This window comes from Sinomonas terricola (assembly GCF_034931225.1).
In the GTDB taxonomy this organism is placed as follows: Bacteria; Actinomycetota; Actinomycetes; order Actinomycetales; family Micrococcaceae; genus Sinomonas; species Sinomonas terricola.
The window spans coordinates 191,104-202,272 of sequence record NZ_JAYGGQ010000005.1; the positions used below are offsets into that span (position 1 = coordinate 191,104).

The 11,169-nt window shown below is 67.9% G+C and carries 11 protein-coding genes; 7 read left to right on the plus strand and 4 right to left on the minus strand.

From position 1 onward, the window contains the following. Positions 1 to 81: 81 nt before the first annotated feature. Both SPF06_RS09040 and SPF06_RS09045 read right to left on the minus strand, forming a co-directional pair. The gene (locus SPF06_RS09040; RefSeq protein WP_323278707.1) at positions 82 to 429 is read right to left on the minus strand and encodes a DUF4190 domain-containing protein; all 348 of its coding nucleotides are present in this window, start codon (positions 427 to 429) and stop codon (positions 82 to 84) included. Between the two features lie 252 nt (positions 430 to 681). Beyond that, complete coding sequence (locus SPF06_RS09045) at positions 682 to 2,127, minus strand: amino acid permease (protein ID WP_323278708.1); 1,446 nt, start codon at positions 2,125 to 2,127, stop codon at positions 682 to 684. A gap of 205 nt (positions 2,128 to 2,332) precedes the next feature. Between SPF06_RS09045 and SPF06_RS09050 the strand changes: the two genes are divergently transcribed. From SPF06_RS09050 to SPF06_RS09075, 6 genes are all read left to right on the plus strand, one after another. Further along, on the plus strand, positions 2,333 to 3,121 hold the full coding sequence (locus SPF06_RS09050; protein WP_323278709.1) for an IclR family transcriptional regulator: 789 nt from the start codon (positions 2,333 to 2,335) through the stop codon (positions 3,119 to 3,121). A gap of 291 nt (positions 3,122 to 3,412) precedes the next feature. Further along, entirely contained in the window at positions 3,413 to 3,874 is a 462-nt protein-coding gene (locus tag SPF06_RS09055) for an Lrp/AsnC family transcriptional regulator (RefSeq protein WP_323278775.1), read from the plus strand. A gap of 163 nt (positions 3,875 to 4,037) precedes the next feature. Continuing rightward, the gene (locus SPF06_RS09060) at positions 4,038 to 4,517 is read left to right on the plus strand and encodes a hypothetical protein (RefSeq protein ID WP_323278710.1); all 480 of its coding nucleotides are present in this window, start codon (positions 4,038 to 4,040) and stop codon (positions 4,515 to 4,517) included. Between the two features lie 231 nt (positions 4,518 to 4,748). Then, entirely contained in the window at positions 4,749 to 5,306 is a 558-nt protein-coding gene (locus tag SPF06_RS09065) for an RNA polymerase sigma factor (protein WP_323278711.1), read from the plus strand. Next, positions 5,303 to 5,992, plus strand: coding sequence for a hypothetical protein (locus SPF06_RS09070; RefSeq protein ID WP_323278712.1), 690 nt, complete (start codon positions 5,303 to 5,305; stop codon positions 5,990 to 5,992). The genes SPF06_RS09065 and SPF06_RS09070 overlap by 4 nt, the downstream gene beginning before the upstream one ends. A gap of 52 nt (positions 5,993 to 6,044) precedes the next feature. Beyond that, a complete protein-coding gene (locus SPF06_RS09075) occupies positions 6,045 to 6,611 on the plus strand; it encodes a COG1470 family protein (protein ID WP_323278713.1) in 567 nt (188 codons plus the stop codon). A gap of 27 nt (positions 6,612 to 6,638) precedes the next feature. Here SPF06_RS09075 and SPF06_RS09080 read toward each other — a convergent pair whose 3' ends face one another. Together SPF06_RS09080 and SPF06_RS09085 are read right to left on the minus strand one after the other, a co-directional pair. Beyond that, positions 6,639 to 7,997: a hypothetical protein gene (locus SPF06_RS09080; protein ID WP_323278714.1), complete on the minus strand. Its 1,359-nt coding sequence runs from the start codon at positions 7,995 to 7,997 to the stop codon at positions 6,639 to 6,641. Beyond that, positions 7,994 to 8,431, minus strand: a complete 438-nt coding sequence (locus tag SPF06_RS09085) for a GtrA family protein (RefSeq protein ID WP_323278715.1) — start codon at positions 8,429 to 8,431, stop codon at positions 7,994 to 7,996. Before SPF06_RS09085 ends, SPF06_RS09080 begins: the two co-directional genes overlap by 4 nt. 861 nt (positions 8,432 to 9,292) lie before the next feature. On the opposite strand from SPF06_RS09085, the gene SPF06_RS09090 reads away from it, so the two are divergent. After that, positions 9,293 to 11,098, plus strand: coding sequence for a prealbumin-like fold domain-containing protein (locus SPF06_RS09090; protein ID WP_323278717.1), 1,806 nt, complete (start codon positions 9,293 to 9,295; stop codon positions 11,096 to 11,098). Positions 11,099 to 11,169: the final 71 nt, after the last annotated feature.

An 11,169-nucleotide genomic window follows, 5' to 3' on the forward strand; every position in this document is an offset into this window, starting at 1 on the left:
CTCGCTGTCAAGTCCCCCTTAAGCGGACTTCTGGGCGAGGAGGGGACTTTATCCTTTGGGTAGACGGTAGCGCTTCGAAAATCAGCTTCCGCAGGTGATGGTGCTCGCGCCAATCTGGTGCGTGCCCGGGCCGAGCTGCTGGCACTGCTGTGCGACCGCGCCGATGCCGACGATGATCGCGATCGTCACGATGATGCCGACGACAACGCTGATCGCGCCGAGCACGATGCCGACGACGGCGGGCGTGTTCTTGGCGCCGGCCTTCTTCGACTGGGACTTCGCGACGATGCCGAGGATCAGGCCGATGAGGCCGAAGCCCACGAACGGGAGAATCACGGAGACGATCCCGAGGGTCTTCCCCGGAACGGTCTGCGGCTGGAGGTTTCCGGAGGGGTAGGGAGCGGTGGTGGAGTCGGAGTGCTGGGACATGGCGTGGCCTCTCTGAGGGCGGTCATGGAAGATGCAGCCGCCGGGCCGCTCCCTGGGCCTCAGAGGCCCGGAAAGGCCCGGCAGCATGATCGTGTCAATTGGACATGTCAAACGCCAGTGTGACGCGCGGGAACGTCGCTCCGTGACGGGCAGGTGCTGCCCTGGCCCGCACGTCCGTGGGACGTTTCGCACGGAGATGCGGCTGAAGGCAGCACCTGTGGCCCGGCGCGCCGCGCGCAGGCCTCCGGACGCCTAGCGTCCCGAACCGACCTCCTCGCGAACCTCGCCCGCGGCGACCACCGGCAGCGGCGACGTCTCGTCGCGGAGGGCCGGGCGCCGTCGTCCGTCGCCCCGGACCCACAGCGCGAACGCGCCCCAGAGCAGGGCGAGCCACGCCGCGCCCACCACGAGCGCCACGCGCGTCTCCTCGAACCAGCCCAGCAGCCCGATGACGAGCGCCATGAAGGCGATCGCCGCGATCGACGCGGCGGGCCACAGGGGCGATGGGAACTCCGACGGCGCGAGGGCGTACTTCCGGATCTCGCGCTTCATCGCGACGTGGCTCGCGAGGATCATGGCCCACACCCACACGGTCGCGAACGTCGCGATCGACGCGATGACGAGGAACACGTCCTCTGGAATCACGGCGTTGAGCACCACACCCACGAGCAGCACGCCCGTCATGACCACCACGGTCAGCCACGGCACCCCGCGCTTCGAGACCTTGCCGAAGGACGACGGCGCGTGCCCCTGCTGGGCGAGCCCGAACAGGACGCGGCCGGCGCCGAAGATGTCCGAGTTGATCGACGAGAGCGCGGCCGTGATGACGACGGCGTTGAGCACGTTCGCGGCGCCGGGCACCCCGAGGCCGTCGAAGATCTGGACAAATGGGCTGCCGTTCGAGCCGACCTCGGACCACGGGAACAGGCTCATGAGGACCGTGAGCGTCAGAACGTAGAACAGGAGTACGCGGACGGGCACGGTGTTGACGGCCTGGGGGATCGCGCGCTTGGGGTCGGAGGCCTCGCCCGCCGTGACGCCGATCGTCTCGACGCCGCCGAACGCGAAGACCACCACGGAGAACGCCGCGAGCATCCCGCCGAAGCCGTTCGGCATGAAGCCGCCGTGGTCCACGAGATGCCCGAGCCCGGGCTGCTGCCCGCCGAGCTGAATGCCGAAGACAATCAGCGCGGCGCCGCCCACGATCATCGCGCCGATCGCGAGCACCTTGACGAGCGTGAACCAGAACTCGAGTTCGCCGAACACCTTGACGCTCAGCAGGTTCACCCCCGTCAGGAAGAAGATGACGGCGAGAATCCAGATCCAGCGGGGAGTGTCCGGGAACCAGAAGCCCACATAGATAGAGAAAGCGGTGACGTCCGCGATCGCGACGATCGCCATTTCGAAGACGTACGTCCAGCCGGTCACGAAGCCCGCGAGCGGCCCGAGGTAGCGGCCCGCGTACTGGCTGAACGAGCCCGCCACGGGGTGGCGCACGGCCATCTCGCCGAGCGAGCGCATGACCATGAACACGGCGGCGCCCGCGATCATGTACGCGATGAGGACGGCGGGGCCCGCGGCCTGGATCGCGGAGGCGGAGCCGTAGAACAGGCCGGTCCCGATCGCCGAGCCCAAGGCCATGAAACGGATGTGCCGGACGTTCAGGCCGCGGCTGAGCGCGGCGGGTGACGACTGCATGGGTTCCTCACGTCGCTGGGAAGGATTCCCTTCCACTGTGCCTGTGCGAGAGGGGGCTGTGAGTGTCGTCACCGCTTTCGGTGTCTCGGATCGCAGACGGCGAATGTGTCCGGTATCGCAGACGGCCGACGACGGCGGGAGGTGCGGGGCGCCGTCGTCGGCTGTCACACTGGAGTTCGGTATTCCAGACACTCCCAGAGGTTCCATGCCCACCGAAGCTGCCGCGAAGTCCAAGGTCCCCGCCGCCGAGAGCACGCTGCGCATCCTGCGGCTGCTCGCGTCCCGGCGCGGCCCGCAGCCAGCCGCGAGCATTGCCGCGACGCTCGGCCTTCCGCGCTCTACCGTGTACCACCTTCTCGCGGTCATGGAGGAGAACGGCTTCGTCATGCACCTCGAGGAGGAGCGGCGGTACGGGCTCGGCATCGGGGCTTTCGAGCTTTCGAGCGCGTATTCGCGGCAGGAGCCGCTCTCCCGCCTCGGCCGGCCCATGCTCGCGTCCCTCGTGGACTCGATCGGAGAGAGTGCCCACCTCGCTGTACTCCACGGCCGCGACGTCCTCTACATCGTCGAGGAGCGCGCCAAGAACCGCCCGTCGCTCGTGACCGACGTCGGCGTCCGCCTCCCGAGCCACCTCACCGCGAGCGGGCGTGCGATCCTCGCCGCGCTGCCCAAGTCGCAGGTCCGCGCGCTCTACCCGAATGCCGCGGCGTTCAGCGAGCGGACCGAGGAGGGCGAGCACATCCGCAGCTACTCTGCGCTCCAGTCCGCCCTCGACCAGGTGCGCCAGCGCGGCTACGCGACCGAGGACGGCGAGGTCACGTCCGGCTTCGCGTCCGTCGCCGCCGCGGTCAAGGACCACGCAGGATGGCCGACGGCGGCCGTCGCCGTGACCTTCCTCGGCGAGAAGGTGCCAGGCGAGGAGCGGGACGAGCTCGCGGGGCAGGTCGCGCGCGTGGCCGCCGAGCTTTCGCACCGCATCTACGGCCGGGGCTGACGCCGGCGCGCTCGGATCGCAGTCGCGCGAAAGCCCCTGGTGCGGCCGCTCAGCGCGGCCGGGTCAGGGGCTTTCGAAGTGTGTGAACAAGTAGGCGGGGCCGGTGAATGCCCCTGTCCGAATCCCTCGGGTGGTGTGCCTAGGGACCCGCAGCCTCCGCCGTCGAGCCGGTGGGCCTTCGGGTGGACTGCCAATATTGCAGCAATAGACTCGCACTTGGGGCAAGAGTCTCAGCGTAGACTGGTCGATCTGACCAGCTGAGCGGGGCACAAGGCGGAAGAAGTGATCAGAATGCAGCAGCTCGACGCGACCGATCGGCGGATCCTCCTCGCGCTCGACGACGATCCGCGCTTGCCGATCATGGTCCTGGCACAGCGACTCGGCCTTGCTCGCGGAACGGTCCAGTCACGGCTCGAGCGCATGACGGCGAGTGGCGCCTTGAGGACGCACAGTACGAGGGTGGACGCTGCGGCCCTTGGCCGCGGCGTATCCGCCGAGGTCGCGGCCGAGCTCGACCAGAGCCAGATCGACGCTGCCATCACGGGGCTCCGCGAGATCCCCGAAGTGCTCGAGTGCCTCGCGCCCGCGGGAGATACAGACCTCCTGATCCGCGTCGTCGCGACGAGCCCCGACGACCTCTACCGCGTCTCGGAGGAGATCCGCTTGTGCCCGGGGATTACCCGCACGTCGACACGCATGATCCTCCGCACTGTCATCCCATACCGGACGACGGCGCTGCTCGCCGAAGGCTGAGCGTCACCGCAGTTTCGCGGGCTCTCCTTCGTCAGTGCCATCCGGTCTTGAACCCGAATGCCAAGGAGTAACCTTTCCGGGCGCTGTGCCGATGACCGCGGTGACGGCCCGCAGGAAAGGCAGGCCGCCGTCGTTCGATCACTGTTCTCACGCGGAGGGTGTCATGTCATTCTTCACCGCGCTGGTCACCAGCAAGATCGCAGCCGGCGCTTTGGCCGCCAGCGCCCTCGCCGCCGGGGGCACTGCGGCGGCCGCCTACACGGGGTCGCTCCCCGAACCGCTGCAGCAGGAAGCCCACTCCCTGATCGGCGCCCCTCCTCCTTCAGCGGCACCGACTGCCGCCCCGACGGACAAGCCGAGCCCGACCTCGGCCCACGTGGGCCCGGACGCCACCGGGCCAGAAGCGTTTGGCCTGTGCACGGCCTTCACCCACGGCGGTCTCGATGCCTCCTCTGCCGCGTTCGCCTCTCTGGCGAAGGCGGCCAAGGGGGCGGCGAACATCACCGACTTCTGCGCCAAGGTCGCCCCGCCGGGCAAGTCCGGTGACCACCGCCCCAGCGACACGGCGACGCCTGGTGGTCACGGTCACGGCGAGGACGCGACGCCGGACGATCCGAAGCGCGGGGCGAAAGCCCGCGGCTAGGCATCACCAGCGCCGCAGCGCCTCGCACTGCGCCCAAGTAGCCACCTGAGTGACCGAGGCCGAATCCGGGTAGTCCCACCGCCGCGCGGGGCGGAATACGAGTATCGGCTACGCATCACACGGTCCCTTGGCTGGTGCGAAGGTGGACGAACCGGCCAACAGGACGGGGCCACCGCGATTCTGGGACGGGCGCGCATCGATCGGTGTCGGCCGCCTTGAGGGGGGTAGGGAATGCGTGCGCGAACCGAGGCGGACTGCGCGGGTCCGCCCGATGACTCCGGGGCGGCATTGCTCTTCTCCGAGGCATACCGGGAGCTCGCTCCCGTGGTTCGGGGCTACCTGAGATCGCACGGTGTCGCCGATCCGGAAGCTGTCACCCAGGACGTGTTTCTGGCCCTGTACCCCCGGATCGGGTCGGTCACGGGAGGGGCCGAAGGACTGAGGACTCTCGTGTTCACCATCGCCCACGCCCGGTACGTGGACTACTGCAGGCAGCGCGCAAAGGCGCCGCGGATGGCGGAATACGATCCCGCCGTGGACGCCCGGACCTCGGCCTCGGCCGAGGACGAGGCTTTCGGATCTGACTCCCAGGAGGGGATCTTGGAACTGCTGCACGGGCTGAGCAAAGACCAGCGCGAGGTGATCACGCTGCGCATCGTCGCGGACCTGTCGTTGGAGCAGACGGCGGCCGTCACGGGCCGCAGCGTCGGAGCAGTGAAGCAGCTCCAGCGCCGCGCCCTGCTGAACCTGCGCAACCGGCTCTCGCTGATCGAGCGGGTCGCGCCATGAACGACGAATATCAGGACCCGGCCATGGCCCTGCCCATCCAGGGCGTGTCCTCGCGGGGGGACTCGATCCGATCGCTGCTGGCCGAGTCGGGTCTCGACGGCGACGCTGATCGCCTCGTACCGGTCCTGCTGGAACTGCGTGCGCTGGGCGCGGGAGCGCCGCCGGTGCCGTCCGCAGCCCTCGCCGCCCTTCTCGATGCCGACGATGCGGGTTCGTCCGCGAGCGGGAACATCGTCCGGCTGGACCCTGGAGGGGCACGCGGCGGGGGCAGCCCTGGGTCCCGGCGTCATCGGCGGGGCAGGCGGGGCGGCGGTCTGACCGCCCTAGCGGTCGCCGCCTGCCTCAGCCTTGCTGGGGGCGGCGTGGCGGCAGCCGACCAGGGCTTCCGCCACGCCGCCGGAGACGCTGCCGCCTTCTTGGTCGGAACCCTGACCGGCGCCCGCCCGGACCAGCATCCGTCACCGCTGCCGGGCGCGCCCGCAGACATGCATGCGACCGGCCACGACCAGCGCCCGGCCGTGCCCCCCGGCCAAGCGGTCCGCGATTCCGACCAAGGAGGCCAGGGCGCAGCCCCCTCAACGGACCATCCGGCACCCCAGGCCTCGGCAGCGTCTCGGACCCTTCCCCCGACCGTTCCCGGCACCGCGGCGGCGTCAACAGCGCCCCCCGCGAGCCGACGTCCCTGAAGTCGTCCGGACCGCGGAGTCGATGAGGAACCGACAGAGGGGAGTGCGAGAAGTGAGACGTTCGAAGGAACTCCTGGCTGTGTGGTCGCGCGCAGGCAGGACGGCGCTCAGGGCCGCATTTATCAGTCTGCTCGGGATCATGCTGCCCGCAGGAACGCTCTTCGCGGCGGGCACGGCGGCCAAGCCGGACTTCAGCGTCCAGACCTGGCCCGCCGGACGCTCGGTGGCACCCGGGTCCAGCGCGGTGTACAGCATCACCATCACATCACAGAACGGCTTCGCCGGCACGGTGACGATGTCCGTCTCTTCCCTGCCCAGTGCATCGACTGCGGCTTTCTCGCCGGCCAGCGTGAATGTCACAGCCTGGGGCAAGGCTTACTCGACCCTCAAGGTGTCGACGACGACGTCGACCCAGGCAGGCCCTTACGCGCTCCGCATCCAGGGGACTTCCCGAAAGGCCAGCATCTCGGCCACTGCAGGCCTGACGGTCAGCGACCGGCTGTCCGCCTCCAGTCCTCCGGCGTTCCCGAGCATCGCACCCGGCTCCGGCGGCACCCCCGGCATCACCCGAACCATGATGTCCGGCCGATCACCTTCAGCCTCTCCGGGCTGGCCGTAACCCCCGCACATCGCCCCGAGCCACGAGTCAGCCGTTGTCGGCGCAGCCGACTGCGAAACGGGCACAGCGGTAGGTGACGAGGAAGGCGTATCCGTCAAAGGTTGTCTCCGCGTCCGAGACGATGGCCCCGGCGTACTCCGGCGGCATCGACAGCATGTCGCTCGCCCATTGGGTGAGGCCGCTGGTCGGCACGAAACGGTGGTCGGCGGTCCAGTTGACCGGGAATGCCCCCGCTTCCACGGGGCGCACTATCGTGCCGCCTGCTGTCCTGATGGTCCCAGAAGGTCCGATCTGGTCGGCGATCGCATTCGCGGCGACCGCGTCGGCGTAACTCTGCCGACTGACCTGCCCATACTGGTAGCCAAGCATTGCCTCTAGGGAGCCGAAGACGAAAGTTCGCAGCCTGGACGCTCGGTTGAGTTCGCAGCCAAGAGGCGTACAGGGTGGGATGCCATAGCCAAGAGTGGCCCACAGCTGCTCAAGGTGATCGGCGGTCTCCGTCGGCGTGCCGCCCTGCAGTCCAAGGGAGACGAGGACCGGGTAACCCCGATGTGGGTCGCCGTCCTTGGTCAGGGTCTGGAGGGCCTGGGTCGCCTGGAGGAACGGATCGAAACGGCCAGCCAGCAGGAACGTGTCCACGCCCAGCAGGCAGACCTTGCTGGTATAGGGGTAGGCGGTCGTGCCCGCAGCCGGTTGGTGGTCGCAATCGGCGTAGGCGTTGTCGGACCCGGAAGCAACGAACGGCAGGTCATCAGGGAGCTGCTGGCCCGCTCCGAAGATCGTGGCGCGGAGGTCCACTCCCGGGGTGAAGCCGTTGGCCCGAAGGAAGCTCGCGAGTCGGTCCGCGCGGACGCCGTCGCCGCGGAGGGCCGCGTACAGGTAGGCCTCCTGAGTGGCGTGACGGACGGTGTAGCGCAGGCTTCGCAGCAGGCTGCGCTCAGCCGTTGGGAAGGACCGGACCACGGGGGCGGTGCTGTCGCCGGGCGAGTACGTTGCCAGCGGCTCCTCGTCCAGCCACAGCTGCGCGCTCGTGCCCTTGTCGGTCAGCTGTGGGTTGGAGACGGTCACGCTGAATTGGCCGGGTGCGGCGGCCCAGTCCAGGGACACGGTGACGCGGAGCGCGTCCGGTGTCGTGGGACTGGCGAAGGAGACCCTGTAGGTCTCAGTAGTGGCGCTGGCTGCGACGGCCGTGATCGAGGTGGCGCCGGTACATCCGGGCATGCAGTCACCCGCGCGACCCTGCCCGAGCAGCACCCAATGGTCATACCCGCTGAAGTAGACCCGCAGCGGGAGGCCGTAGTACTCGCTCTGCACGGCTTGCCCGTTCGGCAGCGGCTTGTACAGCCCGTCGAGGTAGCCCTCTGCCAAGGCGATGGCGTTGTTCACCTGCTCCAGCGACGGAGTCGGCGGTGATGGCGGGCTGGCATCGGCATGTCCCGCTGCCGCGGAAGGGATGAGGAGCGCGGCCGCAAGGAACGCGGCGCGGAGCCGACGACTCGGCGGCTTGCAGTGCCGGCCGAGCCGGCTGCGCAGGGCAGCGGGGTGGCCGCGAGCGGCAGTTGAGCGAGCAGCGTCGCGCAGCTGAGCGCCCAGAATGGAAACAACCGCCGCAGCCAGTGACCGCGGTGCCCTGTGAAAACCCACCGCTCGGTCAGGGTGAAATTCCATCCGATCGCAACCTGGGTGGCCATGATCGCGCTGAGCGCCTCGCCGCCCGTGATCCGGGAACCGACGTGGGCCATCAGCAACAGCGCCAAGGCCCCCAGGTTCACCAAAACCCCGCTGGCCCCGACCGCCGCAAAACGCGCGAGCCGTCCCAACCGCTCGCGCCTCCACAGCCGCAGCCCCGCCAGGAGGCGGACGCCGCGAACCGCTTCTCGGGCCGAGGCTTTGCCCTGAGCGGCGGGCCGCCCGGCGAACGGAGCCGCGGTTGCGGCTCCTGCCCCGTTCCTGCTTGTCCTGTTTGAAAGTCCGCGCATCATGAAACCTTTAGGCGTTGAATTTTCGGGCGCAGGCGAGCAGCATTGCGCCAAAGGCAACATCGGCCGGCAGGCAAAGGCGATGCCCTCATTCAGTAAAAGAAGAACACGCCTCAACCGGCAAGATCGTCTACCCGACTTTCAGGCCGACGGAAGTCTAAGTCCCAAATACTCGTTTCGTGCGCTTCAAATAAAACCCTACATGGCGGGATCGAGAGCCGCATGAGAAGCAAGTACCCGAAAAAGAGGCGGCGAGTATTTGGTCCAATACGCAGGCAGTCTCCCTTATACCTGCCCCCGCTCCCTGGGGAGCGCGTCTTCGCCGCGCGCGGGCGGGTCCCTCACATGTGCGGACCGAGCTCGCCGTCGCGGAGCTGCTCGAGGCTGGGGACCGGGTCGTCGATGCCAGCGCGCCGTCCTCGCGAGAGTCTTCTGTATTCGGTGAGTAACCTTTCCGGCCCTGCTGCCGATGACCGCCGTGACGGCCCGCACCGGCCGGCCGTCGCGGGGCGCTGGGGAGCGCAGCTCGCTGGATTCAGCGGGCTCATAGGGCGATGCCGCCTGTGCGGTGCCCGTTTCTCGGCTGTCTGAGGGCCGGCCCGCAGCGGCGAACGCCCGCCGCGGATTCGTTCCCCGGAACAGCCGTCCTATGAAACTTATCCGCCGCACACACGCTATTGCTTATTCGGAAATGAGCATCCCATGAGAAACAGAACAATCACAGAACTGGGCGCTGGTATCGCCTGTCTGGCCCTGGTCCTCAGCGGGGCCACCGCAGCGCAGGCGAACCTTGCTGGCAGCACGTTCGAAGGCAATGACGGGAACCTGATCACCAATACTGCAGGCGACACCGACTGGAACAACGTGGCAGGCGTCCACAAGGGCATCGATTTGCCGTCGGGCAGTGGAGACAACTCCTTCGGACAAGGAACGAAAGAAGACAATTCCAACGTGTCCGTCGTGACCGGCTCCATTCCGCCCAACAAGAACGATCTCACGAGGTTCTACGAGGCGTCCGAGACGGCAGGCAACGGCCACACCTACCTCTATCTGGCGTGGGAACGCCTGGTCAACATCGGCAACGCCAACCTCGACTTCGAAATCAACCAAAACCCCACGTCGGGCTTCGCCAGCACGACCACGGGGCCTGTGACCCTCAACCGGACAGCAGGCGACGTCCTGGTCACCTACGATTTCTCCGGCAGCGGCACCCCGACCCTGGGCATCAACAGATGGCTTACTGCTGCCGCGGGCAACACAGTGAGCCAGTGCTTCTCCGCTAACTCGCTGCCCTGCTGGGGCAGCCACACCACCCTGGGTTCGTCGTCGTCCGAAGGCGCCGTCAATACAGTTCCGGTGGCGGATCCGCTCCAAACCCCGCAAGCGCAACTGGGCGTGGGCCTCTTCGGCGAGGCATCGATTGACCTGACCGCCGCCGGCGTGTTCCCCCAGGGGACCTGCGAGGCATTCGGCAGCGCGTTCGCCAAGAGCCGGTCCTCGTCCTCGTTCACCGCCGAGATCAAGGACTTCATCGCACCTATCCCCGTGTCGATCTCCAACTGTGGGATGATCACGATCCACAAGGTGACAGAGAACGGAGACTCGACCTTCAACTACGCTCCCACAGGCCAGATCGGGACCGCCGGCTTCACGCTGAGCAACGGCGGGCAGAAGCAATACACCGGCATCCAACCTGGAACGTCGACGATCACCGAGAATCTCACGGCAGCACAGACGGCGGCGGGCTGGACGCTCAAGAGCCTCACATGCGGCACGGTGACCGGAGCGAACACGAGCGTCACGATCAACGGGGCCACCCTGAGCGTCCAGATGGGTGCGGGCGGCAACGTCGACTGCACCTACACCAACCACATCAACGCCAGCCCCACCATTGGTACGACATTGTCCGCCACGACGGTCGATCTCGGTGGCTCCGTCCAGGATTCCGCCACTCTCACCGGGGCAACGTCCACAGCGGGCGGCACCGTGACCTACACCGTCTACACCAACGACACCTGCACGGCGGGTGCCCAGGATGCCGGGACCGTGAGCGTCATCAACGGCGTGGTGCCCGGTTCGAACGCGATCACGTTCAACACCGCAGGTACCTACTACTGGCAGGCGGTGTACAGCGGTGACGCGAACAACAACGGCGCCACGAGCCCCTGCACGGCAGAGCAGGTCGTGGTCAACAAAGCGCAGCCGACCGTGGCCACCGCGCAGGATCTGATCCCGAACGACAACTTCACGCTGTCCGGCGGATTCAGCCCCACCGGGACGGTCACCTTCAACCTGTACGCTCCGAGCGACGCGACGTGCTCGGGGACCCCGGTGCTGAGCCAAACGGTGAGCGTCAACGGGAACGGCACCTACAGCACCGCCAACTCCACCTTCCACGCCATCACGGCCGGGACGTGGCGCTGGGCGTCCAGCTACTCAGGTGACAGCAACAACCTCACGGCCTCGTCTGCCTGCGGTGTTGAGAGCTTCACCATCGTCAACGGCTGAGCCGTAGGGAATACACCCTCGGAAAGGACAGCGTCCCCGGCCACCCGCCGGGGACGCTCGTTCGTCCAGCG